General features: G+C 74.2%; 28 protein-coding genes. 17 read left to right on the plus strand and 11 right to left on the minus strand.

All coding sequences use genetic code 11. The features are described from left to right. Positions 1 to 31 precede the first annotated feature (31 nt). Positions 32 to 628, plus strand: a complete 597-nt coding sequence (gene orn, locus GVV04_RS12280) for an oligoribonuclease (RefSeq protein WP_161687635.1) — start codon at positions 32 to 34, stop codon at positions 626 to 628. Positions 629 to 670: 42 nt separating this feature from the next. Here orn and GVV04_RS12285 read toward each other — a convergent pair whose 3' ends face one another. Further along, entirely contained in the window at positions 671 to 868 is a 198-nt protein-coding gene (locus GVV04_RS12285; RefSeq protein WP_161687637.1) for a DNA repair protein, read from the minus strand. Between the two features lie 385 nt (positions 869 to 1,253). Here GVV04_RS12285 and GVV04_RS12290 point away from each other — a divergent pair, with 385 nt between their 5' ends. The 3 genes from GVV04_RS12290 to GVV04_RS12300 all read left to right on the plus strand — a co-directional run bounded on the left by GVV04_RS12290 (position 1,254) and on the right by GVV04_RS12300 (position 4,059). Next, on the plus strand, positions 1,254 to 1,703 hold the full coding sequence (locus GVV04_RS12290; protein WP_161687638.1) for a DUF4396 domain-containing protein: 450 nt from the start codon (positions 1,254 to 1,256) through the stop codon (positions 1,701 to 1,703). A gap of 155 nt (positions 1,704 to 1,858) precedes the next feature. Continuing rightward, complete coding sequence (locus GVV04_RS12295; RefSeq protein WP_161687640.1) at positions 1,859 to 2,521, plus strand: GNAT family N-acetyltransferase; 663 nt, start codon at positions 1,859 to 1,861, stop codon at positions 2,519 to 2,521. Between the two features lie 95 nt (positions 2,522 to 2,616). Continuing rightward, a complete protein-coding gene (locus GVV04_RS12300; RefSeq protein WP_161687642.1) occupies positions 2,617 to 4,059 on the plus strand; it encodes a cation:dicarboxylate symporter family transporter in 1,443 nt (480 codons plus the stop codon). 246 nt (positions 4,060 to 4,305) lie between these two features. Here the strand turns inward: GVV04_RS12300 and GVV04_RS12305 are convergent, their stop codons facing one another. Beyond that, on the minus strand, positions 4,306 to 5,757 hold the full coding sequence (locus GVV04_RS12305) for a glycoside hydrolase family 3 N-terminal domain-containing protein (protein WP_161687644.1): 1,452 nt from the start codon (positions 5,755 to 5,757) through the stop codon (positions 4,306 to 4,308). Between the two features lie 176 nt (positions 5,758 to 5,933). Between GVV04_RS12305 and GVV04_RS12310 the strand changes: the two genes are divergently transcribed. Next, complete coding sequence (locus GVV04_RS12310) at positions 5,934 to 7,103, plus strand: ROK family transcriptional regulator (RefSeq protein WP_161687646.1); 1,170 nt, start codon at positions 5,934 to 5,936, stop codon at positions 7,101 to 7,103. A gap of 80 nt (positions 7,104 to 7,183) precedes the next feature. Here the strand turns inward: GVV04_RS12310 and GVV04_RS12315 are convergent, their stop codons facing one another. Together GVV04_RS12315 and GVV04_RS12320 are read right to left on the minus strand one after the other, a co-directional pair. Beyond that, on the minus strand, positions 7,184 to 8,194 hold the full coding sequence (locus tag GVV04_RS12315; RefSeq protein WP_161687648.1) for an ABC transporter permease subunit: 1,011 nt from the start codon (positions 8,192 to 8,194) through the stop codon (positions 7,184 to 7,186). Beyond that, positions 8,191 to 9,207: an ABC transporter ATP-binding protein gene (locus GVV04_RS12320; RefSeq protein ID WP_161687650.1), complete on the minus strand. Its 1,017-nt coding sequence runs from the start codon at positions 9,205 to 9,207 to the stop codon at positions 8,191 to 8,193. The genes GVV04_RS12315 and GVV04_RS12320 overlap by 4 nt, the downstream gene beginning before the upstream one ends. 131 nt (positions 9,208 to 9,338) lie before the next feature. On the opposite strand from GVV04_RS12320, the gene GVV04_RS12325 reads away from it, so the two are divergent. Both GVV04_RS12325 and GVV04_RS12330 read left to right on the plus strand, forming a co-directional pair. Beyond that, positions 9,339 to 10,181, plus strand: coding sequence for an ABC transporter ATP-binding protein (locus GVV04_RS12325; protein WP_161687652.1), 843 nt, complete (start codon positions 9,339 to 9,341; stop codon positions 10,179 to 10,181). Between the two features lie 19 nt (positions 10,182 to 10,200). Next, positions 10,201 to 11,100, plus strand: a complete 900-nt coding sequence (locus GVV04_RS12330; protein WP_161687654.1) for a ribokinase — start codon at positions 10,201 to 10,203, stop codon at positions 11,098 to 11,100. A gap of 50 nt (positions 11,101 to 11,150) precedes the next feature. Here GVV04_RS12330 and GVV04_RS12335 read toward each other — a convergent pair whose 3' ends face one another. The 4 genes from GVV04_RS12335 to GVV04_RS12355 all read right to left on the minus strand — a co-directional run bounded on the left by GVV04_RS12335 (position 11,151) and on the right by GVV04_RS12355 (position 15,024). Continuing rightward, on the minus strand, positions 11,151 to 11,876 hold the full coding sequence (locus GVV04_RS12335; RefSeq protein ID WP_161687656.1) for a hypothetical protein: 726 nt from the start codon (positions 11,874 to 11,876) through the stop codon (positions 11,151 to 11,153). 77 nt (positions 11,877 to 11,953) lie between these two features. Then, on the minus strand, positions 11,954 to 12,886 hold the full coding sequence (locus GVV04_RS12340) for an alpha/beta hydrolase family protein (protein ID WP_201753310.1): 933 nt from the start codon (positions 12,884 to 12,886) through the stop codon (positions 11,954 to 11,956). A gap of 442 nt (positions 12,887 to 13,328) precedes the next feature. Further along, positions 13,329 to 13,811: a DUF6232 family protein gene (locus GVV04_RS12350; protein WP_161687660.1), complete on the minus strand. Its 483-nt coding sequence runs from the start codon at positions 13,809 to 13,811 to the stop codon at positions 13,329 to 13,331. Positions 13,812 to 14,502: 691 nt separating this feature from the next. Continuing rightward, positions 14,503 to 15,024 (minus strand): DUF6232 family protein, encoded by a 522-nt coding sequence (locus GVV04_RS12355; RefSeq protein WP_161687661.1) that lies wholly within the window; start codon positions 15,022 to 15,024, stop codon positions 14,503 to 14,505. A 97-nt stretch (positions 15,025 to 15,121) separates the two neighbouring features. On the opposite strand from GVV04_RS12355, the gene GVV04_RS12360 reads away from it, so the two are divergent. The 3 genes from GVV04_RS12360 to GVV04_RS12370 all read left to right on the plus strand — a co-directional run bounded on the left by GVV04_RS12360 (position 15,122) and on the right by GVV04_RS12370 (position 17,883). Then, entirely contained in the window at positions 15,122 to 15,895 is a 774-nt protein-coding gene (locus GVV04_RS12360; protein ID WP_161687663.1) for an enoyl-CoA hydratase/isomerase family protein, read from the plus strand. Between the two features lie 71 nt (positions 15,896 to 15,966). Further along, a complete protein-coding gene (locus tag GVV04_RS12365; RefSeq protein WP_161687665.1) occupies positions 15,967 to 17,589 on the plus strand; it encodes an acetolactate synthase in 1,623 nt (540 codons plus the stop codon). 111 nt (positions 17,590 to 17,700) lie between these two features. Continuing rightward, entirely contained in the window at positions 17,701 to 17,883 is a 183-nt protein-coding gene (locus GVV04_RS12370) for a hypothetical protein (RefSeq protein ID WP_235965975.1), read from the plus strand. A 110-nt stretch (positions 17,884 to 17,993) separates the two neighbouring features. Here GVV04_RS12370 and GVV04_RS12375 read toward each other — a convergent pair whose 3' ends face one another. From GVV04_RS12375 to GVV04_RS12385, 3 genes are read right to left on the minus strand one after another with little or no spacing between them, the layout of a single operon-like run. Beyond that, the gene (locus GVV04_RS12375) at positions 17,994 to 18,407 is read right to left on the minus strand and encodes a PLD nuclease N-terminal domain-containing protein (RefSeq protein WP_161687667.1); all 414 of its coding nucleotides are present in this window, start codon (positions 18,405 to 18,407) and stop codon (positions 17,994 to 17,996) included. Between the two features lie 28 nt (positions 18,408 to 18,435). After that, complete coding sequence (locus GVV04_RS12380; protein ID WP_161687669.1) at positions 18,436 to 18,735, minus strand: DUF202 domain-containing protein; 300 nt, start codon at positions 18,733 to 18,735, stop codon at positions 18,436 to 18,438. Then, entirely contained in the window at positions 18,732 to 19,124 is a 393-nt protein-coding gene (locus GVV04_RS12385; protein WP_161687671.1) for a YidH family protein, read from the minus strand. Before GVV04_RS12385 ends, GVV04_RS12380 begins: the two co-directional genes overlap by 4 nt. A 41-nt stretch (positions 19,125 to 19,165) precedes the next feature. Between GVV04_RS12385 and GVV04_RS12390 the strand changes: the two genes are divergently transcribed. The 7 genes from GVV04_RS12390 to GVV04_RS12420 all read left to right on the plus strand — a co-directional run bounded on the left by GVV04_RS12390 (position 19,166) and on the right by GVV04_RS12420 (position 26,141). Further along, positions 19,166 to 19,963 (plus strand): GNAT family N-acetyltransferase, encoded by a 798-nt coding sequence (locus GVV04_RS12390; RefSeq protein WP_161687673.1) that lies wholly within the window; start codon positions 19,166 to 19,168, stop codon positions 19,961 to 19,963. 2 nt (positions 19,964 to 19,965) lie between these two features. Further along, on the plus strand, positions 19,966 to 20,373 hold the full coding sequence (locus GVV04_RS12395; RefSeq protein WP_161687675.1) for a hypothetical protein: 408 nt from the start codon (positions 19,966 to 19,968) through the stop codon (positions 20,371 to 20,373). 240 nt (positions 20,374 to 20,613) lie between these two features. Then, positions 20,614 to 21,393, plus strand: a complete 780-nt coding sequence (locus GVV04_RS12400; RefSeq protein WP_161687677.1) for an electron transfer flavoprotein subunit beta/FixA family protein — start codon at positions 20,614 to 20,616, stop codon at positions 21,391 to 21,393. An 11-nt stretch (positions 21,394 to 21,404) separates the two neighbouring features. Then, positions 21,405 to 22,364, plus strand: coding sequence for an electron transfer flavoprotein subunit alpha/FixB family protein (locus GVV04_RS12405; RefSeq protein ID WP_161687679.1), 960 nt, complete (start codon positions 21,405 to 21,407; stop codon positions 22,362 to 22,364). Positions 22,365 to 22,733: 369 nt separating this feature from the next. Further along, complete coding sequence (locus GVV04_RS12410) at positions 22,734 to 23,909, plus strand: cysteine desulfurase family protein (protein WP_161687681.1); 1,176 nt, start codon at positions 22,734 to 22,736, stop codon at positions 23,907 to 23,909. Between the two features lie 135 nt (positions 23,910 to 24,044). Continuing rightward, positions 24,045 to 25,118 (plus strand): tRNA 2-thiouridine(34) synthase MnmA, encoded by a 1,074-nt coding sequence (gene mnmA / locus GVV04_RS12415; protein ID WP_161687683.1) that lies wholly within the window; start codon positions 24,045 to 24,047, stop codon positions 25,116 to 25,118. Between the two features lie 18 nt (positions 25,119 to 25,136). Next, positions 25,137 to 26,141: a uroporphyrinogen decarboxylase/cobalamine-independent methonine synthase family protein gene (locus GVV04_RS12420; RefSeq protein WP_161687685.1), complete on the plus strand. Its 1,005-nt coding sequence runs from the start codon at positions 25,137 to 25,139 to the stop codon at positions 26,139 to 26,141. The last annotated feature ends 30 nt before the right edge of the window (positions 26,142 to 26,171 follow it).

The raw sequence follows: 26,171 nt of genomic DNA on the forward strand, positions 1-26,171 counted from the left end.
GAGGCGCGAGGGCGTGGGCTGCGCGTAGGCTGTGGCCGTGGCTGACCTCCTCGTCTGGATCGACTGTGAGATGACCGGATTGGACCTCGGCAGGGACGCCCTGATCGAGGTCGCCGCGCTCGTCACCGACCCCGACCTCAACGTGCTCGGTGACGGTGTCGACGTGGTGATCCACGCCGACGAGGCGGCGCTGGAGGGGATGCCGGAGATCGTCCGGACCATGCACGGCAAGTCCGGCCTCACCGAGGAGGTCCGGCGTTCGGCCGTGACCCTGGCCGAGGCCGAGAGCCTGGTGCTCGACTACGTCACCAGCCACGTCAAGGACCCGCGCACCGCGCCGCTGTGCGGCAACTCCATCGCCACCGACCGGGGCTTCATCGCCCGGGACATGCCGCGCCTGGACGCGCACCTGCACTACCGGATGATCGACGTCTCCTCCATCAAGGAGCTGTGCCGGCGCTGGTACCCGCGGGTGTACTTCGGGCAGCCGAAGAAGGGGCTGGCCCACCGGGCGCTGGCCGACATCCGGGAGAGCATCCGCGAGCTGGAGTACTACCGGCGTACCCTCTTCGTTCCGCTGCCCGGCCCCGATGTGGACAGCGCCAAGGCCATCGCCGCCGAGCTCTGAGCCGCTCCCCTTCCCTGGTCCCCGGCCCCTGGCCGTGCGGGCTCAGCGGGCGGTGAGACCGCGCCGGGTGGAGACGCCGGCGGGCAGTCGGTTCAGCTCCGCCCAGGACAGCGCCGGCTCCGTGCGGCGCGCGTTGCGCACTTCGCGGTACGCCCGCTGCGCGGGGAACCGCCCGCTCCCGGCCTCCCGCCAGCGGCGTTCGGCGTCCTGCTGGTACCGGTCATATGGCAGATTCGGCATGACCATACCGTCCCAAAGAAAGTTGTACATGTATGGAAATGGCTATGACGTTCGATCGATGCGTCCGGTTCCCGTCGTCGGCAACCGGACAACGAATCGATGGTCATCGGTGATCTTCCGTACGTCTACCCGCCCGTCGGGTGCCTCAATCGGCCTGCGCGCGATCTTTCCGGCCCGGCCCGCCGGATCTCTCGGCCGGTGAGGGTGTGGCGGGTCGGAGACCGCTCGCCGTCGGGCAGGGGCTGACCCGGCAGGGCACGCGTGGCGCGTGCCGGCCGGCGGGGCTCCGGGCTGTGCCAGGTTGGCGGCGTCCGCCGCGCCCCTGCTGCTCGGGAGTGACGGACGTCGCTTGTCGCATACCCCCGGGGGGTATACGGTCGCCGGCATGGAGAACGCGAATCTCACCCGGCTGGCCGTCGCGGCCACCCTGCACTGCCTCACCGGCTGCGCCATCGGTGAGGTGCTCGGCATGGTCGTCGGCACCGCCCTGGGCTGGTCGACCCTGCCGACCGTCCTGCTCGCGGTGGCCCTGGCCTTCCTCTTCGGGTACTCGCTGACCATCCGGCCCGTGCTGCGCTCGGGCGTGCCGCTGCGCCAGGCGGTCGGGGTGGCGCTGGCCGCCGACACGGTGAGCATCCTGGTCATGGAGGTGGTCGACAACGGCGTGATGCTGGCCGTCCCCGGCGCCATGGAGGCCGGCCTGACCAGTTGGCTGTTCTGGGCCAGCCTGGTCGGGGCGCTGGCCGTGGCGTTCCTGGTCACCGTCCCGGTCAACCGCGCGCTGATCGCCCGGGGCCGGGGCCACGCGGTCGCGCACAATCACCATTCCCACTGACCACCCCACCCCCACCCCGCTCCGGTCGCCCCGCCCCGATGATCAAGAGGTTTGCGTCACGGAGCCGTTGACGGTTGACGTAAACCTCTTGATCAACAGGGTGGGGCGGGGCAGGGTGGGGTTCGGGTTCGGTGCAGTGGGTGGGAGGGGGACGGGTGGTTGACCGGCGGCTGTATCTGCACCTGGCGACCTGGCTCGGGCAGTGGCCGGCTGGTCCCGGGCTGCACGTGGTCCGCTCGCACCGGCGTGCCCTGCCAGCCTGGGACGGCCGGCTCCGCCCGGCGATCGCGGTCGGCGACGGCAGTGGCACGGTGCTCTCGGTGGCGGCCCGGCACGTCCCGGCTGTCCGGGCGCTGGCCGGTCGGTCGGAGCGGCAGCTGATCGCCGGCCTGCCGGCCGCCGTGGACCACCCTGGGTGGGTGTGCCACGAGGACGTTTTCCGGTGGACCCTGGCCCCGGCCCCGCTGCCGGACGTGGGGGAGTGGGTCGCGTCGACCGAGCCCGGGCTGCCCCGGTGGCTGCGGCTGTTCGACCGCGAAGTGCTGGTGGTGCGGGGCGCCGACGGACGGTACCTGGCCGGAGCGGCGATCAAGCGGCACGACGTTCACGGGCACGAGCTGGCCGTCGGCACCGCACCGGAGGCCCGGGGGCGCGGGTTGGCACGCCGGCTTGTCGCCAGGGCCGCCCGTCGGGTGCTCGACGGGGGCGCGGTGCCGACGTACCGGCACGATCCCGCCAACGTCGCGTCGGCGAGGGTCGCCGAGGCGGCCGGTTTCGCGGACCGGGGTTGGCGGTCGTACGGGGTGTACCCGCCGTGAGCCCAGGCCCCGGCGGCCCGTAGCTGCCCGCAGGCCCCGGCCGATGCCCGTGGCCGCCGGTGTGACGGCGGACACCGGTGGGTAGGGGTGGCCGCATGCCTGACAACCGCGCATCGACACCGGAGCCCGAGGCTGAGCCCGGGCCGAGCCCCACCGGGCCGCCCGGCCCGTCCCGCCGCAAGGACCGCACCCGGTACCTCTACCTCGCGGTCATCGCCGCCGTCCTCGCGGGCATCGTGGTCGGGCTGGTCTTCCCCGACTTCGGCAAGTCCCTCGCCCCGCTCGGCACCGGTTTCGTCAACCTGATCAAGATGATGATCGGGCCGGTGATCTTCTGCACCATCGTGCTCGGCGTGGGCTCGGTACGGAAGGCGGCTCAGGTCGGCAAGGTCGGCGGCCTCGCCCTCGGCTACTTCCTGCTGATGTCGACCGTCGCGCTGGCGATCGGCCTGGTGGTCGGCAACCTGATCCACCCGGGCTCGGGGCTGGCGCTCGACGGCGCGCTCGCCGGCGCGGGCCAGAAGGCTGCCGGCGGGGAGTCCGAGGGCACCGTCGACTTCGTTCTGGGCATCATCCCGACCACCCTGTTCTCCGCGCTGACCGAGGGTGACGTGCTCCAGGCGCTCCTCGTCGCGCTGCTGGTCGGATTCGCGGTGCAGAGCCTCGGCCGGCGTGGCGAGCCGGTGATCAAGGCGATCGCCGTGCTCCAGCGGGTGGTCTTCAAGGTGCTTGCGATGATCATGTGGCTGGCGCCGGTCGGCGCGTTCGGGGCGATCGCCGCCGTGGTCGGCGCGACCGGCGTGGACGCGCTGAAGAGCCTGGCCCAGATCATGCTCGGCTTCTACGCCACCTGCGCGATCTTCGTGTTCCTGGTGCTCGGCGCGCTGCTCTGGTTCGTCGCCCGGATCTCGATCTTCAAGCTGCTGCGCTACCTGGGCCGGGAGTTCCTGCTGATCCTGTCCACCTCGTCGTCGGAGTCGGCGCTGCCCCGGCTGATCGCCAAGATGGAACACGTCGGGGTGAGCAAGCCGGTGGTCGGCATCACCGTCCCCACCGGATACTCGTTCAACCTCGACGGCACCGCGATCTACCTGACCATGGCCGCGCTGTTCATCGCCGAGGCGATGGGCAAGCCGCTGTCGATCGGCGAGCAGGTCTCGCTGCTGCTCTTCATGATCATCGCCTCGAAGGGGGCGGCCGGGGTGACCGGGGCGGGCCTGGCCACCCTGGCCGGCGGCCTCCAGTCGCACCGCCCGGACCTGGTCGACGGGGTGGGGCTGATCGTCGGGATCGACCGGTTCATGTCCGAGGCCCGGGCGATGACCAACTTCGCCGGCAACGCCGTGGCCACCGTGCTGGTCGGCACCTGGACGCAGGGCTTCGACCGGGACCGGGCGAAGCGGGTGCTGCGTGGCGACGACCCGTTCGACGAGGTGACCATGCTCGACGACCCGCACGGGGACGACGTGCCCCGCGACGGAACGGAGGCGGACGCGCGGGCTGCCGACCCGGCCCGCCCGGTGCCCGCCCTGCGCTGACGCTCGCCGGCCGGCACCGCAGGCGGGGCGCGGACCGTGGATCCCGGGCCGGATCCACGGTCCGCAGCCTTCCCCCAGGCCCTCCCGGTCGTGCCCGCCAGCCGCCGTCCCGCCCATGACGCTACGTATCGATAATGGGTCGAGCAAGGGGGGATTGGCGGGTTGTCGGTGTCGTCTAGTGGACTTGACCTGGGGTGCGGTGAACCGGCGGCTTCTGGGATTGGTGACGCAGAGTGCGGTTCGGGGTCAGTCGGCCAGGCCGAGCACCTCCGCCGCGGCCCGCCCGTTCGCGTGGCTGGCCCCGTACGTGTTCACGTAGGCGCGGGCGCCCGTCGGTCGCCACCGACCCGGCCAGCCCATCTCCACCACGATCACCGGGTGCGTGGCGGCCAGCGCGTCGACCAGGTCGGGGACGCCGGGGAGCCGGTGCAGGTGCCGGCCCACCAGCACGATGGGCCGGGCCCCGGCGAGCCCGCGCAGGGACGCCGGGTCGGCCTCGGCGGCCACCACCCGCATCTCCTCCAGCCCGGCCAGGTGCGGGCCGAGCCCCCACGGCACCCGCTCCTCGACGATCGTGGACGCGGTGTGCAACTGGACCACCAGCGGCCGACCCAGCCCCGTGATGTCGCCCTCGACGCGGACGGCACGCCGCGCGGCGGCGTACCCGAGGTCGGTCGGGGCGGGGGGCGGCGTGCCGGCGGGCCGGGTCCAGGCGGCGAGCGCCGCGGTGCGACCGGCGGCCTCCTCCACCCGGGCCCGGTCCAGCCGACCGTCGACGAGCGCGTCGACGATCTCGGCGGCCACCCGCTCGACCAGCGCGGCGTCGACCTCGCAGCCGATGCAGAGCAGGTCCGCCCCGGCGGCGAGCGCGCGGACGGCGGCCGGGCCGACGCCCCCGGCGGCGAGCGCCGCGCCCTTCATCTCCAGCGCGTCGGTGATCACCGCCCCGGAGAAGCCGTACTCGTGGCGCAGCAGGTCGACCAGGACCGCCCGGCTGAAGGTGGCCGGGTCGTCCCCGGTCAGGGCGGGGATCCGGATGTGCGCCGTCATGATCGACCGCACCCCGGCCCCGATGGCGGCGGCGAACGGCGGCAGGTCCCGCTCGCGCAGCACGGCCGGCGGCACGTCCACGGTGGGCAGCTCGTGGTGCGAGTCGGCGGTCGCCGCGCCGTGGCCGGGGAAGTGCTTGGCGCAGGCGGCCACGCCCGTCGACTGGAGGCCGGCGACGGCGGCGGCCGAGTGGACGGCCACCCGGGCCGGGTCGGCACCGAACGAGCGGGTGCCGATCACCGGGTTCTCGTCGGCGGTGTTCACGTCCACGACCGGCGCGAGGCCGACGGTGATCCCGAGGGCGGCCAGCTCGGCCCCGATCGCCGCGTACACCCGCCCGGTCAGCGCCGGGTCGTCGATCGCGCCGAGCGCGGCGTTGCCCGGGTACGGGCTGCCGGTGGCGCGGGCGAGCCGGGTGACGTCGCCGCCCTCCTCGTCGATGGCGACGAGCACGTCGGGCCGGGCCGCGCGCAGCGCCGCCGTGCTCGCCGCGAGCTGGGCGGGGTCGTGCACGTTCGTGCCGAACAGGGTGTGCCCGGCCAGGCCCGCACCCACGAGCTCGACGGCCCAGTCCGGCGGGACCGGCCCCGGGTACGCGGCGAGCAGGGTGCCCAGTGCGAGTCGGCGCAGTCCTGGATCGGTCGCCACGAGTCTGTTCCCTTCCGGTGCCCTGAGGGCACGAATGTCGTACCGGGGCCGCCGGTGGGACCACGGTGGCTGCCGGGTCGTCCGACCACCCGGGTTCGGGCGGCCGTTAGGCTACGGGCACCCGTCTGCAGGTCGGTAGTGGGTAGTAAAGTTTACGAAAAGCTAGAGGACATGGCATGAGTGCGACCCGGCTGCCCGGCACCCCCCGCCTGTTACGAGCGCTCAACGACCGCGCGACGCTGGAGCTGCTGCTCGAGCGCGGGCCGCTGACCCGGGCCCGGATCGGCGAGCTGACCGGGCTGTCCAAGGTCACCGCCAGCCAGCTGGTCGAGCGGCTGGAGGAACGCGGCCTGGTCGCCCGGGTCGGCGAGCAGGCCGGCGGGCGGGGCCCGAACGCCCAGCTCTACGCCGTCCGGCCCGGCAGCGCGTACGTGGTCGGGGTGGAGGTCGGCGCGGACCGGGTGGTCGCGGCCTGCGCCGACATCACCGGCGCGGTGACCGGCCGGGTGGAGCAGTCCACCCGGGACACCGACGACCCGGTCGGCGTGGTGCACAACGCCGTAGTCCAGGCCGCCAGCAGCGCCGGGGCCGAGTTGTCCGGCGTGCGCCGGGTGGTGCTGGGCACGCCCGGTCTGGTCGACCCGGGCACCGGCGACATCACCTTCGCCTTCAACCTGCCGCGCTGGCACCGCGGCCTGCTCGCCGCGTTGCGCGAGGACCTGGACACCCCGGTGGTCTTCGAGAACGACGTGAACCTGGCCGCCGTCGCCGAGGCGCAGTCGGGCGCGGCCCGGGAGTTGGCCGACTTCGTGCTGGTCTGGTTGGGCGCGGGCGTCGGTCTGGCGATCATGCTCGGCGGCCGGCTGCACCACGGCAGCAGCGGCGCGGCCGGCGAGATCGGCTACCTGCCGGTGCCCGGGGCGCCGATCCCGCGCGACGTGTCCCGCCGGGCCAAGCCGGCCTTCCAGCAGCTCGCCGGCAGCGACGCGGTGCTGGCGGTGGCCCGGGAGCACGGCATCGTCGCCGACCGCGCCGCCGAGGCGGTGCGCGCGGCGGTCGAGGCCGATGCCGCACCGGTGCTCGACGAGCTGGCCCGCCGGCTGGCCCTGGGCGTGGCGAGCACCTGCGTGGTGCTCGACCCGCCGCTGGTGGTGCTCGCGGGTGAGGTCGGGCGGGCCGGCGGTGCGGCGCTGGCCGGGCGGGTGCAGCGCGAGGTGGCCGCGATCACCCTGGTCCGGCCCCGGGTGGTGCCGACCGGGCTGACCGAGGAGCCGGTCCTGCACGGTGCGCTGCGCACCGCGCTCGACGCCGTGCGGGACGAGGTGTTCGGCAGCACCGTGGGTTGACCACACGTCCGTCACCGTAGAAATTCTTCACCATGACCCGGGGCGCTGCAACAAGTTGTCGCGCGCCCCGGGTGCGCAGGTCAGATCAGGTCGCGGCGGCGGAACACGGCGAACGCGGCCACCGTCAGCCCGCCGACCAGCGCCAGCAGCACCGCCAGCCCGAGCCCCCAGCCGAGCTGGTAGGTGCCGTCGCAGTAGCCGGACGACAGGTCCTGACACACGGTGGCGTCGGCGAGCCGGGCCTCGCCGGTCAGCCAGGCGTCGAGGTAGGTGGAGAGCATCCAGTCCTCGCCCCGCGGTATGCCCACCACCTCCACCACCACCCGCAGGCCGAGCTCCCACACCACCGTGTACGCCATGACCGCGCCGAGCGCCGCCGCCGTCCGCCGGCCGAGGATGGCGATGGCGAAGCCGGCCGTCGCGGCGAACAGCACCAGCGCCACCCCGCGGGCCCAGGTCAGCCACAGCCACGGCCAGAAGTCCCCGCCGGTCGCCCCGGGCATCCCGGCGGTCTGCCCGATCAGCCAGAACGTGCCCCCGTACGCCGTCGACGCCAGCACCGACACCACTGTCAGCGCGCCGAGCAGCGTGCCCAGCTTCGCGCCGAGCACGGCGAGCCGCCGGGGTCGCCAGATCAGCAGGTTGACCACCCCGCCGGTGGACAGGTCCGCCCCGATGTACGAGGCGCCGACCAGGAACCCGAACAGCACCAGGAACAGGATCAGGAGGTACAGCAGCGGACGGGCCTGGGCGGCGAAGTTGAACACCCCCTGGAGGTGGTCGGTGGCAACCGGCAGCCGGTCCCGCTGGGCCCAGTCGAGCGCCGAGCAGTCGTCCGGGAAGTCGTCCGCCTCCTCCGGCGGCAGGGTTCCTCGCGCGGCAGCCAGGCACTGCTGGTACGCCGCCTCCAGGGACTGCCGTTCCTCGGCAGCCGCCCGCTGGGCGTCGGCGACCTCGGTCGACGACGGCCGGTGCGAGCCGACCAGGGTGGTCATCGCGGTCACCGCGAACGCCGCCACCAGCAGCGCCAGCATGAGCTGGACGAAGCGGCGCGCGGCCAGCCGTTCCAGCTCGGCCCGTACCAGGTTCATGCCCTTGCCTCCGGGTCGTCGCCGACGGTCACGTCGAGGTCGATGAGCCGGCCCTCGCCCGCGTCGGCGGGGGCCGGCTCATCGACCAGCTCGGGACGCTCCGCCCCGTCGTCGGTCAGCTCCAGGAAGACGCTCTCCAGGTCGGGCCGCAGGGGCACCAGCTCGCGGACCCAGAGCCCCTGCTCGCCCAGCAGCCGGCTGAGCTCGCCGACGTCCGACACCCCGCCGACGACGAGGTGCTCGGCGTACTCGTCCACCGGCAGCCCCGCCCGGCGCAGCAGCTCCGCAGCCCGCCCCTGCTCGGGCACCCCGACCCGCCACTCGTGCTGGTCGTGGCCGGCCAGCACGCCCTCCACCGGCCCGGCCGCCACCCGCCGCCCCCGGGAGATGATCGTCACGTGGTCGCAGATCAGCTGGATCTCGCCGAGGATGTGGCTGGACAGCAGCACGGTCGCCCCGGCGGCCGCCAGGTCCCGCATCAGGTCCCGCATCTCCCGGATGCCCGCCGGGTCCAGCCCGTTCGCCGGCTCGTCCAGGATCAACAGCTCCGGCTCCTTGAGCAGGGCCGAAGCCACCGCCAGCCGCTGCCGCATGCCCAGTGAGTAGCCCTTGACCTCGTCGTCGCCCCGGCCGCGCAGCCCCACCTGGTCCAGCACCTCGTCCACCCGCCGGGTCGGCACCCCGCCGGCCAGGGCGAGCAGCCGCAGCGTGCGGTGCCCGGTGAAGTTGCCGAAGAACTGCGGTGTCTCCACGATCGCGCCGACCCGCCCGGCCACCGCGGCCGACCGGTGCGGCACATCCTCGCCGAACAACCGCATCCGGCCCGCGTCGGCGCGGACCAGCCCGAGCAGGGCGCGCAGCGTGGTGGTCTTGCCCGAGCCGTTCGGCCCCAGGAAACCGTGGATCTCGCCCCGCCCCACCAGGAGGTCGAAGCCGTCGACGGCGACCTGGCGGCTGCGGTACGGGCCGTGGAACGTCTTGCGCAGCCCCTCGATCTCGATGACCGCGCTCACCCGAGACGCTCCCAGCAGCGGAATGGCATCTGCATCCTCCCCCGTGCGGTGACCAACGCCACGGCGCATCACCCTATGGCGTGGCTGCCGCCCATGGGGGGCGGCGCAGTGGTGCGTGGTTGGATGGGCGGGTGACTGGTGACCTGATCCCCGGCGTCGTCGGCCCCGCCCCTGCCACCGCCCCCGTGGACGCGGATCTGGTGGTCAGCCTGGACGGTGTGGGCGTACGCCGGTCCGCCACCGCGCTGCTGCACAACGTGGACTGGCGGGTCGAGCTGGACGAGCGCTGGGTCGTGCTGGGCCCCAACGGGGCCGGCAAGACGACGCTGCTGAGCCTGGCCGCCGGTCGGCTGCATCCGACCACGGGCACGGCGCACGTGCTGGGCGAGCGGATCGGCCGGACCGACGTCAACGAGCTGCGGACGCGGATCGGCCTGACCACCGCCGCCCTCGCCGAGCGCGTGCCCGCCGAGGAGCGGGTCGCCGACGTGGTGGTCACCGCAGCCTGGTCGGTGGTCGGGCGCTGGCGGGAGAGCTACGACCGCACCGACGAGGCCCGGGCCCATGCCCTGCTCGGTCAGCTCGGCATCGGCCACCTCGCCGACCGGGCGTACGGCACCCTCTCCGAGGGGGAGCGCAAGCGGGTGCAGATCGCCCGGGCGCTGATGACCGACCCCGAGCTGCTGCTGCTGGACGAGCCCGCCGCCGGGCTCGACCTGGGCGGGCGCGAGGACCTGGTGGCCCGGCTGGCCGAGCTGGCGTACGACCCGGACGCTCCGGCCCTGGTCCTGGTCACCCACCACGTCGAGGAGATTCCGCCGGGCTTCACCCACGCCCTGCTGCTGCGCGAGGGCGGCGTGATGGCCCAGGGGCTGCTCGCCGACACCCTGACCGCCGAGAACCTCTCCAAGACCTTCGGCCTGCCCCTGACGGTCGACCGCGTCGGCGACCGCTGGGCGGCCCGCGCCGCCTGAGCCGCGAGGAGTGTCGAGCGTGCAGCAGACCCGGGTGGTCGTGGTGGGCAGCGCCAACATGGACCTGGTCGCCACCGCGCCGGCCCTGCCGCGTCCCGGTGAGACGCTGCTCGGCAGCGACTTCGTCATGGTCCCCGGCGGTAAGGGCGCCAACCAGGCCGTCGCCGCCGTGCGGGCCGGCGCGTCCTGCGTGTTCCTCGGCGCGATCGGCTCCGACGCGTTCGGGGTAACCCTCAGGGCCCGGATCACCGCGGCCGGTGTCGACACCGGCCAGCTCCGGGTGGTGTACGGGGCGTCCGGTGTCGCCCTGGTCATGGTCGGCGCCGACGGCGAGAACGCGATCATGGTCACCCCGGGGGCGAACGCCGCGTTCACCGATCTCACCGAGGGCGAGCTGGCCGCCGTGCGCGCCGCTGACGTGCTGGTCGCCCAGTTGGAGATCCCGGTCGCGACGGTGACCGAGGCGGTGCTGGCCGCCCGCGCCGCCGGCACCCGGGTGATCCTCAACGCGGCGCCCGCCCAGCAGGTGCCGGACGAGCTGCTCGCCGCCGTCGACCTGCTGGTGGTCAACGAGAACGAGGCGCTGGCGCTGACCGGGCACGGCCGGGACGACCCGGGCGCGCTGCTGGCGCTCGCGCCCCGGGCGGTGCTGACCCTGGGCGGGGACGGCGCCTGGTACGTCGAGCGGGACGCCGAGCCGGTGTACGTCCCGGCGGTGCGGGTCGACGTGGTCGACTCGACGGCAGCCGGGGACGCGTTCACGGCGGCCCTCGCCGTGGCCTGGGGCGAGGGGCGGGACCTGCCTGCCGCCGTGCGGTGGGCGGCGGCGGCCGGCGCGGCCTGCGTACGCCGGCTCGGCGCGTCCGTGGCCCTGCCCCGCCGGGCCGAGATCGACCAGCTCCACGCCCCGTCGGCCTGACGGGGCAGGCGCAGTCGGTCGGTCGACCCCGCGTCGGTCCGCGTCGTCGGTCAGCCCGCGTCGTCGGTCAGCTTTTCGCCCCGGCGGCGCAGCATGCCCAGGCCGGGGATGCCGGCGACGGCGAGCTTCAGGTCCCGGGTCACGTCGAGCAGGTCGTGCAGGTCCGGCCCGACCCGGTCCAGGGTGGCCAGGATCGGCAGGATGTCGGCGGTGAGGTGCTCCTTGAGCTTGGGCAGCTCGTCGGCCAGCCGGATAGCCGCCGTCACCTCCTCGTGGCTGAGTTCCTCGACGAACCGCGTCGCCATCGGCGCGGCCCGGCGCAGCGCCGGCTCGTACGCGGCGAGCAGCTCGCCGGCGGTCTCGGCCGCCCTGGCGGCGGCGTCCACCGTGCCGGCGGCCCGGCCGGCCACCCGCTCTGCCTCGGCGACCACGACGGCCGCTGCTGCGGAGACCTGCTCCGTCTGACCGACCACCACGGTGGCCGCTGCGGCGACCTCGGTCGCGGTCCCGATCACGGTGGTGGCGGCGGCGCTGATCACGGCGACCTCGCGGACGGCCACCTCGGCGTCGTCGAGCACCCGGTCGGTGCGGTCGAGGGTGCCCTCGATCCGGTCCACCACCCCGTTGATCCGGTGCAGCAGCGCCTCCACCCCGTCGAGTACCGCGAACGCGCGGGCCGGCACCGCAGCGAACGACGCGGCCGAGCCGAACGCCTGGTCCAGGGCGGAGCGGGTGAGGCCGACGACGGCGCCGGGCCGCGGGAAGGGGATCGCCATCTCACCAGTGTGCCCTGGGCCGGCCAGCGGCACCCGGCGACCGGGGAGCGGTACACGTCACCCCCTCCCGGGGCCGGTCAGCGCACGCCCTCGAAGCTGACCTGCGGGTCGTTCTGCGCCGGCGCGCCCCACACCGCGTTGTCGTACGACGTGTCGCCGGTCAGGTAGCGCAGGAACCATTCGGTGAGCAGTCGGCGGCTCAGCGTGAGCTGGGTGTCCCGGCTGATGGACCCGAAGTCGCAGAAAGCCGCCCCGCTGTCCATGAATCCACAGTGGAAGCCACCCTTGATGATCCGGAGCTGCTTAACCGGCGGCTTCGCCTCGTACATCGGGCGCTGGTTGCCGCTCACCCCGGCGGTGGTGTCCCGGTCGCCACCGATCAGCCGGACCGGCACGGTCAGCGTCGCGGCAGCCGCCTTGGCGGACGGGTTGGTCTCCGCCGCGGCCAGGTTCGCCACCGTGACCACCTTCGGGTTGCGGGCCGCGGCCAGGATGCTGGCCCCGCCGCCCATCGAGTGCCCGGACAGACCGAGCCGGTCGCCCCTGACGTGCCCGGCGAACCGGGAGCCGGCCGTGGTGTCCTGAGCAGCGGCCCAGGTCAGGGCGGCGTTGAGGTCGTCGGCGAAGGCGCCGTGGTTGGGCAGGAGGCCGCCCTGCGAGGCGGGGGCCACCACGATGAAGCCCCAGGTCGCCAGGTGGGAGATCGTCGAGTAGTACCTCGATACGCCCTGGAGGAAGCCGTGGCCGAAGGCGATGACCGGGAACCGGCCGGCCGCCACCGGTTGCCCGCTGCCGGCGGTGGTGGCCGGGTAGTAGACCCGGGCGGAGAAGGAACGGCCGGCGGCGCTGACCGTCGTGTCGACGTATCCGGACGCGTGCGCGCCGGGCGCGGACGGGTCGGCGAACGTGGCGGCCGGGGCAGGCGCCGGTGCGGGCGCCGCGCCGTGCGCGGGCGCGGGCAGCGCCAGGGTGAGCGCCGCCGCGAGCGCGACGGTGACCTTCCTCAACATGACAGCCTCCATAGATTGATGGACGCCTATTCAATCAGGAGGCAGGGGTGGACGGTGCTGTCCACGTCCCGGTTTTGCCATAACCGAGAAGTGTGGCCGGCCGCGGGCCACCCGGACGGCCCACCAGATCAGCGGGGCCTGCAACGGCAGCCGGCCGTAGGCGATCGCCCGCTTCGCCGGGTTCCGCCGCCGCCAGTCGTGCGCCATCTGCACGTTCGCCGGAAGGACCGCAGCGAAGAGGCACGCCGCGGCCAGGCCCCCACGGCGTCGGGTCGCGCGGCCACCGCCAGCTCGGCGACACCGCTGGCGTACGTCCAGCAGCGGGCGGGCCCGGGCAGCGCCCGTGGCACGATCGGATCGTAGAAGCCGGGCCGGACGAAATGGGTGACGGCGGCGGCGGCGAGCAGTCCGGCGAGCGCGACGGCCTCGCCGCGACGACTGGTCATGGATAATCTCTCTGCTGCTCGACGGCGCGCTGTACAGCCCGGTAGATCTGCCCGAACCGTAGCGCGTCGGGCGTGCGCAGCAGCATCACCTCTTGGCCGTGGTGCTGCACCCACAGCTCGTTCACCCGGTTCCCCCGCTCGTACGAGCGGTCCAGCCAGCCGAGCGGCAGCTCCAGGAACGGGACCAGGGCCAACGCGCCCACGGCACAGGCGGCCAGGATGATCAGGGCCAGCGTCCAATTGCCCCGGTCCTGCGCCGACCAGGCGAGCGACACCACACAGAACAGCGCCACCAACGGCGGCAGCGACAGAAGCAGCACCAGCGCGCCCCGGCCGACCACCCGCCCCCGCACGGCGAGCGTGGTCCGCCCCCGCGCGTGCCAGACGTACGTGACGTCGGCGATTGCGACGGAGTGGCCGCCCGCCCGGATCGACTCGGAGGTCACCTGCACCACGTCGTCCCGGTAATAGAGGGTCATCACTAAGCCTAACCGGCCGTGGCCGCGCCGCGCCTCCGCGTGCGGGGTCTTTCCGGCGCGGATCCAGCGGTGGCCGGCGCGGATTCGGCGCGGATCTGGCGTGGGGCCGGCGCGGGGCTGGCGTGGGGCCGGCGCGGGGCCGGCGTGGCGGGCGGTGGTGTGGTGGGGCGGTGGGCCCCGGGCCCTTTGGAGCTGCCCCGTCTGTGCGCCCGCGGCGAACGGGGCCACCGCCGCCGAGTTTGCCGGTCGGGTCCCGCAGCCTGCGCGCCCGCGACGAGCGGCGCATCCGAGCGGCGGCTGTGCGGGGTGTGCGCCGTGCGCGTGGCGGGGATATGTGCCCTTCGCATCGGTTAGCGGGGGTATGCGCCCTTCGCGTCGGTTAGCGGGGGGCCTGCGCGTCGGCTGGGCGGGGGTGTGCGCCGTGCGGCGGCGGGTGGGCGAATCGGTCGGCGCGGCGGCCGAGTCTGCCCGGGTACGGCGAGCTTCCGCGCCGGCGGCTGTGCGCGGTTCGTCGGCCCGTCCTCCGGGTCTGCCCCGTCTGTGCGGGCAGCTCCGTATGCGGCCGGAAGCACCCCGTCGGACGCGAGCGGCGAACCTCCCGGCCCCAGGCGTACCGTCCGTCGGGCGGGATCGGGCGGGATCGGGCGGGATCGCGACGTCGAGGGTGGTGCGGAGGGGGCGAGCAGGGCCTCTACGGCCCGTTGCGCGGCCTGGCGATGCTGCCCGACGGGCCCGTGTTCCGCGCCGGGAGGGCCGGCGACTGGCCACTCTCCACCGCCCGCTGAACGGCCCGGTAGATCTGCCCGAAGCGCAGCGCGTCGCGGGTGCTCAGCAGCAGCACCGGCTGCCCGCGCCACCGGACCCACAGCTCCAGCTGCCGGCTGCCCCGGGCGTACGAGCGGTCCAGGTGTTCGAAGAGGAAATCGGCGACCGGCCCGACGGCGAGCCCGACCAGCACCGAGGCCCCCACGATGGCGATCGTGACGGTCAGCGAGCGGTGCAGCCACAGCGCCAGCGCCACGCCCAGCGCGGCGGCGACCAGTGGCCCGGCGAGCGCGGCGCCGAGCGCGCCACGGCCGGCGAGCACCCGCCAGGACCGGCTGCCGCGCAGGTGCCAGACCATGCTGATCTCGGCCAGCGGGTACGCCCGCCCGTCCACGTGGATGGCGGCGGAGGTGACCTGCACCGACCTGTCGTCGTAGTACCTGACCATGGCGGACTCCGGGACGCGGGGCTGACACCAGACTACTTACCCCAACGACCCGGGCCGTAAGGTTGGCACGCGACTTCGACGAGGAAGTGAGGGCGGCGTGAGCGAGTTCGTGCGGCTGGAGATCAGGGACGGCATCGGCACCATCCGGCTGGAGCGGCCGCCGATGAACGCGCTCAACAAGCAGGTCCAGGAGGAGTTGCGGGCCGCCGCGACGGCCGCCGCCGCCGACCCCGAGGTCCGCGCCGTCATCGTGTACGGCGGGGAGAAGGTCTTCGCGGCCGGCGCGGACATCAAGGAGATGGCCGACATGTCCTACGTGGACATGGCGGGGCGGGCTGCCGGCCTGTCCAGCGCGCTCGGCGAGTTCGCCCGGATCCCCAAGCCGGTGGTCGCCGCGATCACCGGGTACGCCCTCGGCGGCGGTTGCGAGCTGGCCCTGGCCTGCGACTGGCGGGTGGTGGCCGAGGACGCCAAGCTCGGCCAGCCGGAGATCAAGCTCGGCGTCATCCCCGGCGCGGGCGGCACCCAGCGGCTGGCCCGCCTCGTCGGCCCGGCCCGGGCGAAGGACCTGATCATGTCGGGCCGGATGGTGGACGCCCAGGAGGCGCTGCGGATCGGCCTGGCCGACCGGGTGGTCCCGGCCGCCGAGGTGTACGCCGCCGCCGTCGAGCTGGTGAAGCCGTACCTGAAGGGGCCGGTGCAGGCGCTGCGGGCGGCGAAGCTCGCGGTCGACGGCGGCCTGGACATGGACCTCACCTCCGGCCTGGCCTGGGAGAGTCAGCTCTTCGCGGCGCTGTTCGCCACCGACGACCGGCGCGAGGGGATGGCCGCCTTCGTCGAGAAGCGCAAGCCGGACTTCACCGGCCGCTGACCCGAGAACGGTTCACATTCCGCCTACCGGCCAGTAGCGTGTGACTCCGGCCACGGACGAGAGGATCGGCGATGACGGAGCGGGTCGAAGGTCACGGCGGGGAACTGGCGCTCGCGGCGCTGCGCGCGCACGGCGTACGGGAGATGTTCACCCTCTCCGGCGGGCACGTCTTCCCGCTCTACGACGCGGCCCACAAGGCCGGATTCCCGCTCTACGACGTCCGGCACGAGCAGTCGGCGGTCTTCGCGGCCGAGGCGGTGGCCAAGCTCAACCGCCGCCCCGGCCTCGCCGTGCTCACCGCCGGCCCCGGCGTCACCAACGGCATCTCCGGGCTGACCAGCGCGTTCTTCAACGCGTCGCCGGTGCTGGTGCTCGGGGGCAGGGCCCCGCAGTTCCGCTGGGGGTCCGGCAGCCTCCAGGAGATGGACCACCTGCCCCTGGTCGCCCCGGTCACCAAGCACGCCGAGACGGTGTTCAGCGCCGACGACATCCCACGCGCGGTCAGTGCCGCGTTGACCACCGCGCTCACCCCGCACCGGGGCCCGGTCTTCCTGGACGTCCCGCTGGAGGCGGTCTTCTCCGTCGGCGACGCCGAGCTGCCCGAGGTCGCCCCGCCCGCGCCGGTCGAGGCCGACCCGGCGGAGGTGGCGCGGGCCGCCGCGCTGATCGCCGCCGCCAGCCGCCCGGTGATCATCGCCGGCTCCGACGTGTACGCCGGGGACGCCGTCGACGCCCTGCGGGCCGCCGCCGAGGCGTTGCAGGTGCCTGTCTTCACCAACGGCATGGGTCGGGGCGCGCTGCCGCCGACCCACCCGCTCTCCTTCGCCAAGGCCCGCCGGGTCGCCCTACGCAACGCCGACGTGGTGGTCGTGGTCGGCACCCCGCTGGACTTCCGGCTCGCCTTCGGCGACTTCGGCGACGCCAAGGTGGTGCACGTGGTGGACGCGCCCAGCCAGCGCGCCACCCACGTCCAGCCGGCCGCCTCGCCCGCCGGCGACCTGCGGCTGGTCCTCACCGCGTTCGCCGACCACCCCGGCGACCGGGCCGACCACGCAGACTGGGTCGCCGAGCTGCGCGTCGCCGAGGACGCCGCGAAGGCCCGCGACGCCGAGGAGATGGCCGCCGAGACCGACCCGATCCGACCGGCCCGGGTCTACGGCGAGCTGCGCCGGGTCCTCGCCCCGGACGCCATCACCATCGGCGACGGCGGCGACTTCGTCTCGTACGCCGGGAAGTATCTGGAGCCCGCCCAGCCCGGCACCTGGCTCGACCCCGGCCCGTACGGCTGCCTCGGCACCGGCATGGGCTACGCCATGGGGGCCCGGGTCAGCCACCCGGACCGGCAGGTCTGCGTGCTGATGGGCGACGGCGCGGCCGGGTTCTCGCTGATGGACGTGGAGTCCCTGGTCCGCCAGCAGCTCCCCGTGGTGATCGTGGTCGGCAACAACGGCATCTGGGGTCTGGAGAAGCACCCGATGCGGGCCATGTACGGCTACGACGTGGCCGCCGATCTCCAGCCCGGGCTGCGCTACGACCACGTCGTGGAGGCCCTCGGCGGCGCGGGGGAGATGGTGGAGAAGGCCGCCGACCTCGCCCCGGCCCTGGGCCGAGCCTTCGCCTCCGGCGTGCCGTACCTGGTCAATGTCCTGACCGACCCGGCCGACGCGTACCCCCGCTCCTCGAACCTCGCCTGAGGCCGCCGCTGGCCCCGGCGTAATCCGCCGAGGGCCGAATCAGCGGATTGTCAGCGCCCGTCGCCGTAACGTCAGCCGCGTCTCGGCAGTTTGTCAGTGCCGTCGGACGGGATGCCGGGCTGGCTCCAGCACTGGGTCGAGGTCAACCCGGTGACCATCCTGGCCGACGCCCTGCGCGGACTGCTGGTCGGCGGCCCGGTGGTCGGCCCGGTCGTCCAGTCGATGCTCTGGGCCGTCGCCCTCGCCGCCGTCTTCGCGCCGCTGGCGGTCCGGGCGCTCAGGCGTCGAGTGTGACCCACACCGACTCACCGGCCGTCTCCAGCCGGCCGGCCTGACCGGGGCGGCGTCTCCAGACGGGCGCCGGGCGGCCTGACCGGGGCGGCCTGACCGGGCTCGCCAACGCGTCAGGTCCCCGGCCGGTCGTCCTCCCGGGGCGGGTCGCCCTCCCTGCGGCGCAGGTCGTCCTCGCGTCGGCGCAGGTCGTCCTCCCAGCGGCGGAACAACTCCCGGTCCTGCTCGCGGGAGCGCTCGGCGAGGGAGCTGAGGAACTCCGGGTCGTCGTCCGGGGCGACGGGGCGGCGGCGCTCGGTGGGCGCGCGGCCGAGCGGCCCGGCGGGCCGGGGTCGTCCCCCGGCGGGCTCCCGCCCCGCGACGAACCAGGCGATCGAGCCGACCAGCGGGAAGATCAGGATGATCAGCACCCAGGCGATCCGGGGCAGGCCGCGGACCTGGCCCTCCTCGGCCGAGAGACAGCTGATCAGCGCGCAGACCGCGAGGACGATCTGGATCAGGAAAAGTAGGACGTACAGCCTGGCCATCCACCCATCATGGCGCACCCGCGCCCGATCACCACACTCCTCGTACCGTCAGCAGCACACCCACCGCGGCCTGCCCGACGGCGGCCAGGGCGACCACGGGCATGGTCCGCGATGTGTCGCGCATCGGGCCCGAGCCGACGGCCCGCCGCCAGCAGAGGGCCAGCGCCGCCGCCCAGCCGGCGATCGCCACGCCGGCCAGCACCGCCCCGACCGCGTCCCCGCTGAGGGCCAACCGGACGGTCAGCACGGTGACGACGGTGAGCGCGAGCAGGGTGCGCCGCCAGGCCAGCCGGGTCCGTTCGGGTTGCAGCCCCGGGTCCCCGGTCATTGGCCGCCGACCGCCCGGACGAGCACGGCCACCACCAGCAGCAGCGCGCCCAGCCCCACGGCGAGCGCGAGGACGGCGGGGAAGCGGGACGCCGGCAGTTCCTCGCCGAGCCGGATGGCCCGCTCGGTGCGGGCCCAGTGGTCCACGGCCCGCACCGCCACCGTCCCGCCGAGCAGCAGCAGCGCGACGGCGATCGCCTCGCGCAGGTGCGCCAGCGGCAGCGGCGGCAGGAACTGGGCCGCGGCCAACCCGCCGGCGACCAGCGCCAGCCCGGTGCGCAGCCAGGCCAGGAACGTCCGTTCGTTGGCCAGGGAGAACCGGTAGTCGGGCGTGCTGCCCACCGACCGCAGCTCCCGCGGGTCAAACCACCGCCGCACCGTCTCCCACACGAAGCCGATTATCCGCTTTGCCCCGGGCTTAGCCTGGACCGGTGACCGATCTTGACGCGATGACGCTGCGTGAGGCGTACGACAACCAGCTGAAGGCCTGGGTGCCGGACCCGTTGCCGGCCGGGGTGACCGTGGAGCGGGACGGCCCGCTGGTCCGCATCCTCGGCCTGGATCACGGGGGTTTCCTCGGCTACCGGGACCTGGGCGGCCTGACCGGGGCGGCGCTGGACGAGCTGATCGCCCGGCAGGTGGAGATCTTCCGGGCCCGGGGCGAGCAGGTGGAGTGGAAGCTGCACGGCCACGACGAGCCGGCCGACCTGGCCGACCGGCTGCGGGCCGCCGGGTTCGTCCCGGAGGAGCGGGAGACCGTCGTGATCGGCCCGGTCGCGCCGCTGGCCGCCGCCCTCCCGGTGGTCCCCGAGGGGGTACGCCTGCGTGAGGTGACCGCCCGCGCCGACCTGGACCGGATCGTGGCCATGGAGGAGGAGGTCTGGAACGAGAGCCGGGGCCACCTCGCCGATGGGCTGGAGCGGGAGATCGCCGCCGGCCCGCAGTCGATCACGGTGGTGGTCGCCGAGGCGGGGGAGACCGTGGTCAGCGCCGGCTGGGTGCGCTACGTCCCCGGCACCGGCTTCGCGACGCTGTGGGGCGGCTCGACGCTGGAGGGCTGGCGTCGCCGGGGCATCTACCGGGCGTTGGTCGGCCACCGGGCGCGGCTGGCCGCTCAGCGCGGCCGCACCCTGCTCCAGGTGGATGCCTCCGACGACAGCCGGCCGATCCTGGAGCGGCTCGGCCTCGTCCCGGTCACCACCACCACGCCCTACATCTACACTCCGTGACCATGGGGCAGCGACTGACGGACGACGAGCGGCTCACCCTGAAGACCGGCGCGTTCGGGGCGGTCTTCCTGGTCTCGAACGCCGATCCGGGCATGCTCGCGCTGCTGCGGGAGAGCTTCGCCGCGTCCGGGGTGATGGCGCAGGCGGGGGGCCCGGTGAAGGAGGCCCTCACCACCGGCCCGCTGCCGACGCTGCCCCGCGACTCGGCCCTGGAGGTCGAGTCGGTGGTGCTGCCGGCGCTGGGCCGGGCGGTGGAGATCCTGCGGGAGAAGTCCCCGGAGGACGTGGCCGGCTACCGGTCGTTGGTGCTCGCCGCCGCCGACCGGGTGGCCCGGGCGCACCGGGGCGTGGCGCCGGCCGAGGCGGCGGCGATCGACAAGATCAGGGCAGCGCTGGCCGAGCCGGCGTGACCTCCGCCGCACGCGATCCCGGTCCGGCCGGGGTCGGGTGCGGCGTGCCGATCAGCGACGTGATGCGCGGTGATCTGTGTCACTTCGAGGCTCCCCGAGGTCGAAGCTACTTGCGGGTAACATTGGTTCGTGGCCAAGTGCACAGCAGCCCGCGGTTGACCGGGAGTCAACGGACGCGCAAGGCTGCGCCCGAGACCGGGCGAGCAATCGCAACACCAACAGGAGGGTCGTCGAATCGCGATGAACATTGTCGTACTCGTCAAGCAGGTGCCCGATTCGGGCGCGGACCGCACCCTGCGTCCTGACGACAACACCGTCGACCGCGGTTCGGCGAACAACGTCATCAACGAGATGGACGAGTACGCCATCGAAGAGGCGTTGAAGATCAAGGAGGCGCACGGCGGCGAGGTCACCATCCTGACCATGGGTCCGGACCGGGCGACCGAGTCGATCCGCAAGGCGCTCTCCATGGGGCCGGACAAGGCCGTGCACGTCGTCGACGACGCCCTGCACGGGTCCTGCGCCGTGGCCACCTCGAAGGTGCTCGCCGCCGCCCTCGGCCAGCTGGGTGCCGACCTGGTGATCTGCGGCGCGGAGTCGACCGACGGCCGGGTCCAGGTCCTGCCGCACATGATCGCCGAGCGCCTCGGCGTCGCCGCGCTGACCGGCGCTCGCAAGCTCACCGTCGACGGCGCCACCCTGACCGTCGAGCGGCAGACGGAGGAGGGCTACGAGGTGGTCACCGCCTCGACCCCGGCCGTCGTCTCCGTCTGGGACACCATCAACGAGCCGCGTTACCCGTCCTTCAAGGGCATCATGGCCGCCAAGAAGAAGCCGGTGCAGACGCTCTCCCTGGGTGACCTCGGCGTCGCCCCGGCCGAGGTGGGCTTCGACGGCGCGACCAGCGCCGTGCTGGAGCACACCAAGCGCCCGCCGCGCTCCGGCGGCGCGAAGGTCACCGACGAGGGCTCCGGCGGCGTGCAGCTGGTCGAGTTCCTCGCCACCGAGAAGTTCGTGTGAGGGGTCTGGACATGTCTGAGGTTCTCGTCGTCGTCGAAGCCACCCGGGAGTTCGGCGTCAAGAAGGTCACCCTGGAGATGCTCACCCTCGCCCGCGAGCTGGGCACGCCGAGCGCGGTCGTGCTCGGTGGCCCCGGCGCCGCCGAGGCGCTGAGCGCCAAGCTGGGCGAGTACGGCGCGGAGAAGGTCTACGCCGCCGAGGGCGAGGAGATCGACGGCTACCTGGTGGCCCCCAAGGCCACCGTGCTGGCCGAGCTGGTCAAGCGCGTCCAGCCCGCCGCCGTGCTGCTCGCCTCCGCCCAGGAGGGCAAGGAGATCGCCGCCCGGCTGGCCGTCAAGCTGGACAACGGCATCCTGACCGACGTGGTCGGCCTCGCCGCCGACGGCACCGCCACCCAGGTCGCGTTCGCCGGCTCGGCCATCGTGAAGTCCAAGGTCACCAAGGGCCTGCCGCTGGTCACCGTCCGGCCGAACTCGGTCACCCCGGTGCCGGCCGCCGCCACCCCGACCGTCGAGCAGCTCACCGTGTCGGTCACCGACACCGACAAGCTGGCCAAGGTCGTCGACCGGGTCGCCGAGCAGAAGGGCTCGCGCCCCGAGCTGACCGAGGCCGGCGTGGTCGTCTCCGGCGGTCGCGGCGTCGGCAACGCCGACAACTTCAAGCTGGTCGAGGAGCTGGCCGACCTGCTCGGCGGCGCCGTCGGCGCGTCCCGCGCGGCTGTCGACTCCGGCTTCTACCCGCACCAGTTCCAGGTGGGTCAGACCGGCAAGACGGTCTCCCCGCAGCTCTACGTCGCGCTGGGCATCTCCGGGGCGATCCAGCACCGGGCCGGCATGCAGACCTCGAAGACCATCGTCGCCGTGAACAAGGACGGCGAGGCCCCGATCTTCGAGCTGGCCGACTTCGGCGTCGTCGGCGACCTGTTCAAGGTCGTCCCCCAAGCGGCGGAGGAAATCCGCAAGCGCAAGTGACCGCCGCCCCCTGAGGGGCTCGGCGTTTACACGGAAAGAGTGGCCATCCCGCGCGGGATGGCCACTCTTTCCGTGTAAACGCCGCGTTCGAGGGGGGTGGGGGTGGGGGTGGGGGGCTGATCGGCGGGTCGGGGAGCTGAGCCGGCCCGCCGATCAGCCCGTCAAGGTGCCCCTCGGCCGGGGGTTGCCGGAGTGGGCGGGGGTTGTCGGGTCGTCGGGTGAGACCTCGTAGTACCCCGGAACGGTCAGGAGATTCGCCGCGTGCTGATGTGAGGGAATTCGTCCGCGCCACGGTGGGCTCCCCCGAGCTCGGCGAGGGTGCCCTCCGGCTTAGGGCCGCCGGTGTGCCGGTCAGTAGGCTGAACGGTGATGGCATACCTGGATCACGCGGCGACGACTCCGATGCTCGACGAGGCACTGGAGGCGTACCTGGCCGCAGCCCGCGAGGTCGGCAACGCGTCGTCACTGCACGCGGCCGGCCGGCGTGCCCGGCGCCGGGTGGAGGAGTCCCGCGAGCGGGTTGCCGCCGCGCTGGGCGCCCGCCCGTCCGAGGTGATCTTCACCGGCGGCGGCACGGAGAGCGACAACCTCGCGGTCAAGGGCATCTTCTGGGCCCGCCGGTCCGCGTCCCCGGGCCGGCGGCGGCTGGTCTCCAGCGCCGTCGAGCACCACGCCGTGCTCGACGCGGTCGACTGGCTGGTCGACCACGAGGGGGCCGAGGTGGGGTGGCTGCCGGTGGACGCCGCCGGCCGGCTCGCCCCGGAGACGCTGCGCGCCGAGCTGGCCGCGCACGGCGACGAGGTGGCCCTGGTCACCGCCATGTGGGCCAACAACGAGGTGGGCACCCTCCAGCCGGTCGCCGCGCTGGCCGCCGTCGCCGCCGAGCACGGCGTGCCGTTCCACACCGATGCGATCCAGGCCGTCGGTCAGGTGCCGGTCGACTTCGCCGCCAGCGGCGTCTCGGCGCTCACCGTCACCGGGCACAAGCTGGGCGGCCCCGCGGGCGTCGGCGCGCTGGTGCTCGCCCGGGACGTCGCGGCCACCCCGCTGCTGCACGGCGGCGGGCAGGAGCGCGACGTCCGCTCCGGCACGCTGGACACCGCCGGCATCGTCGCCTTCGCGGTCGCGGTGGAGGCGGCCGTGAAGGGCCAGCAGGAGTACGCGGCCCGGGTGGCCGCCCTCCGCGACGACCTGGTGGAGCGGGTCCGGCACGCCGTCCCCGAGGTGGTCTTCAACGGCGACCCCGCCGACCGGCTCCCGGGCAACGCGCACTTCTCGTTCCCGGGCTGCGAGGGCGACGCCCTGCTCCTGCTGCTCGACGCCCAGGGCATCGCCTGTTCCACGGGCTCGGCCTGCTCGGCCGGTGTGGCCCAGCCCTCGCACGTGCTGATCGCGATGGGTGCCGACGACGATCGCGCCCGTTCCTCGCTCCGTTTCACCCTCGGCCACACCAGCACCCAGGCAGAGATCGACGCCCTGGTGACGGCCCTCCCGACCGTGGTCGACCGCGCCCGCCGCGCCGCCGCCCTCCGTACCCCCCGCTGACCCCCACCCCGCCGATGATGGACTCGTGGCGCCCGGTTCGGCGTCCTGCGCGCCTTCCGTTCCCGGCACCGTTCCATGATCGACGGGGCGGAGGGCGGGGCCGGTACGCTCGGGTGGGGAAGGGAGCGTGACGGGGTGAGGGTTCTTGCGGCCATGTCGGGCGGGGTTGACTCCGCCGTGGCGGCGGCGCGGGCCGTGGAGGCCGGGCACGACGTCACCGGCGTGCACCTGGCGCTGGCCCGCAATCCGCAGACGTACCGCACCGGGGCGCGGGGGTGCTGCACGCTGGAGGACTCCCGGGACGCGCGGCGGGCCGCCGACGTGGTCGGGATCCCGTTCTACGTCTGGGACATGGCCGACCGGTTCCACGAGGACGTGGTCGACGACTTCGTCGCCGAGTACGCGGCCGGCCGTACCCCGAACCCCTGCCTGCGCTGCAACGAAAAGATCAAGTTCGCGGCGGTGCTGGACCGGGCCGTGGCCCTGGGCTTCGACGCCGTCGTCACCGGCCACCACGCCCGGCTCGGCCCGGACGGCCTGCTGCGCCGCAGCGTCGACATCGCCAAGGACCAGTCGTACGTGCTGGCGGTGCTGACCCGCGCCCAGCTCGACAGGTCGGTCTTCCCGCTCGGCGAATCGACGAAGGCGCAGGTCCGCGAGGAGGCGGCCCGCCGCGGGCTGGCCGTGGCCGACAAGCCCGACTCGCACGACATCTGCTTCATCGCCGACGGCGACACCCGGGGCTTCCTGGCCGGGCGGCTGGGCGAGGCGCCGGGCGACGTGGTCGACGCGCTCACCGGCGCGGTGGTCGGCAGCCACACCGGCGCGTACGCGTACACGGTGGGGCAGCGGCGCGGCCTGCACCTGGACCGGCCCGCCCCGGACGGCCGGCCGCGTTACGTGCTCTCGATCACCCCGAAGACCAACACCGTCACCGTGGGGCCGGCCGAGGCGCTGGAGGTCTCCTCGGTGCGCGCCGAGCGTGTGGTGTGGACCGGCGGGGCCCGTCCGGCCGGGCCGGTCGGGTGCGAGGTGCAGTTGCGCGCCCACGGCGACGTGGTGCCGGCCACCGTCGAGCTGACCGGTGACACGCTGCGCGCCGAGCTGGGCCGTCCGCTGCGCGGGGTCGCCGCAGGCCAGGCCGTGGTGGCGTACCGGCCGGATCCGGCCGGTGACGTGGTGCTCGGCTCCGCCACCATCACCGCCTGATCCGTATACCCTTCGCCGGTGACAGATCTTGCGTGGCCCTGGCCGGCCGGCGCGGCGACCGGTATCGGCTCGCTGCCCGGCACCGACGTCGCCGAGGCGCAGCGGGTTGTCCTCGGGGAGCTGCCCGCGTTGCCCCACCTGCCCGAGCTGCCCGGGCGCGGCCCGGGCGCGGACCTGATCGGCCGCGCCGGCGGCCTGCTGGTCGAGCTGCCCGTCGAGCTGTACGCGGGCCGATGGCGGGTCGCCCCCCGGCCGGGCCGGGACCTGCGCCGGGCCCGGGACCTGATGGAACGCGACCTCGACCAGCTCGCCGAGCAGGCCGAGGAGTACGCGGGGACGGTCAAGGTGCAGGCGGCCGGCCCGTACACCCTGGCAGCCTCGCTCGACCTGCCGATCGGCGGGCGGATGCTGCGGGACCCGGGCGCGGTGCGGGACCTCACCGGGTCCCTCGCCGAGGGGCTGCGCGCGCACGTCGCGGCGGTGGCCCGTCGGCTGCCCCGGGCCACGGTGCTGCTCCAGCTCGACGAGCCGTCCCTGCCGGCCGTGCTGGCCGGGCGGGTGCCCACGGAGAGCGGCCTCGGCACGTACCGTCCGGTGGCGCAGCCCGACGCGGCGGACCTGCTGCGCACGGTGGTCGAGGCGGTCGGGGTCCCGGTCGTGCTGCACTGCTGCGCGCCGGACGTCCCGCTGGAGCTGTTCCGCAGCGCCGGAGCGGCCGCGGTCGCGCTGGACCTGAGCCTGGTACGGGACCTGGACCCGCTCGGCGAGGCGATCGACGCCGGGCTCGGGCTGCTGGCCGGCGCCGCCCCGGCCACCCCGCCGCCGGCCGGTGGCGCGCCGACCTCCGCCCAGGTCGCCGACCGGGTACGTCAGGTCTGGGACCGCCTCGGCTTCCCGCGCCGCCGCCTCGCCGATCAGGTGGTGGTCACCCCGGCCTGCGGTCTCGCCGGGGCCAGCCCGCAGTACGTCCGGGCGGTGCTCGAGGCGTGCCGGGACGCGGGACGGCGACTCGCCGAGGACTGAGGTTTCCTGTCGGTCCCGGTGGGCAGAATG

Source organism: Micromonospora rubida, assembly GCF_009908295.1.
Lineage (GTDB): Bacteria > Actinomycetota > Actinomycetes > Mycobacteriales > Micromonosporaceae > Micromonospora > Micromonospora rubida.

What these genes read in the sequence shown, in the direction of transcription:
- GVV04_RS12340 (WP_201753310.1), bottom strand. Translation starts at nt 12,886, where the DNA reads ATGTTGAGGAAGGTCACCGTCGCGCTCGCGGCGGCGCTCACCCTGGCG.
- GVV04_RS12370 (WP_235965975.1), top strand. Translation starts at nt 17,701, where the DNA reads ATGCCGGGCTGGCTCCAGCACTGGGTCGAGGTCAACCCGGTGACCATC.
- GVV04_RS12365 (WP_161687665.1), top strand. Translation starts at nt 15,967, where the DNA reads ATGACGGAGCGGGTCGAAGGTCACGGCGGGGAACTGGCGCTCGCGGCG.
- GVV04_RS12400 (WP_161687677.1), top strand. Translation starts at nt 20,614, where the DNA reads ATGAACATTGTCGTACTCGTCAAGCAGGTGCCCGATTCGGGCGCGGAC.
- GVV04_RS12335 (WP_161687656.1), bottom strand. Translation starts at nt 11,876, where the DNA reads ATGGCGATCCCCTTCCCGCGGCCCGGCGCCGTCGTCGGCCTCACCCGC.
- GVV04_RS12285 (WP_161687637.1), bottom strand. Translation starts at nt 868, where the DNA reads ATGCCGAATCTGCCATATGACCGGTACCAGCAGGACGCCGAACGCCGC.
- GVV04_RS12315 (WP_161687648.1), bottom strand. Translation starts at nt 8,194, where the DNA reads ATGAACCTGGTACGGGCCGAGCTGGAACGGCTGGCCGCGCGCCGCTTC.
- GVV04_RS12380 (WP_161687669.1), bottom strand. Translation starts at nt 18,735, where the DNA reads ATGACCGGGGACCCGGGGCTGCAACCCGAACGGACCCGGCTGGCCTGG.
- GVV04_RS12410 (WP_161687681.1), top strand. Translation starts at nt 22,734, where the DNA reads ATGGCATACCTGGATCACGCGGCGACGACTCCGATGCTCGACGAGGCA.
- GVV04_RS12395 (WP_161687675.1), top strand. Translation starts at nt 19,966, where the DNA reads ATGGGGCAGCGACTGACGGACGACGAGCGGCTCACCCTGAAGACCGGC.
- GVV04_RS12290 (WP_161687638.1), top strand. Translation starts at nt 1,254, where the DNA reads ATGGAGAACGCGAATCTCACCCGGCTGGCCGTCGCGGCCACCCTGCAC.
- GVV04_RS12405 (WP_161687679.1), top strand. Translation starts at nt 21,405, where the DNA reads ATGTCTGAGGTTCTCGTCGTCGTCGAAGCCACCCGGGAGTTCGGCGTC.
- GVV04_RS12310 (WP_161687646.1), top strand. Translation starts at nt 5,934, where the DNA reads ATGAGTGCGACCCGGCTGCCCGGCACCCCCCGCCTGTTACGAGCGCTC.
- GVV04_RS12375 (WP_161687667.1), bottom strand. Translation starts at nt 18,407, where the DNA reads ATGGCCAGGCTGTACGTCCTACTTTTCCTGATCCAGATCGTCCTCGCG.
- GVV04_RS12350 (WP_161687660.1), bottom strand. Translation starts at nt 13,811, where the DNA reads ATGACCCTCTATTACCGGGACGACGTGGTGCAGGTGACCTCCGAGTCG.
- GVV04_RS12300 (WP_161687642.1), top strand. Translation starts at nt 2,617, where the DNA reads ATGCCTGACAACCGCGCATCGACACCGGAGCCCGAGGCTGAGCCCGGG.
- GVV04_RS12355 (WP_161687661.1), bottom strand. Translation starts at nt 15,024, where the DNA reads ATGGTCAGGTACTACGACGACAGGTCGGTGCAGGTCACCTCCGCCGCC.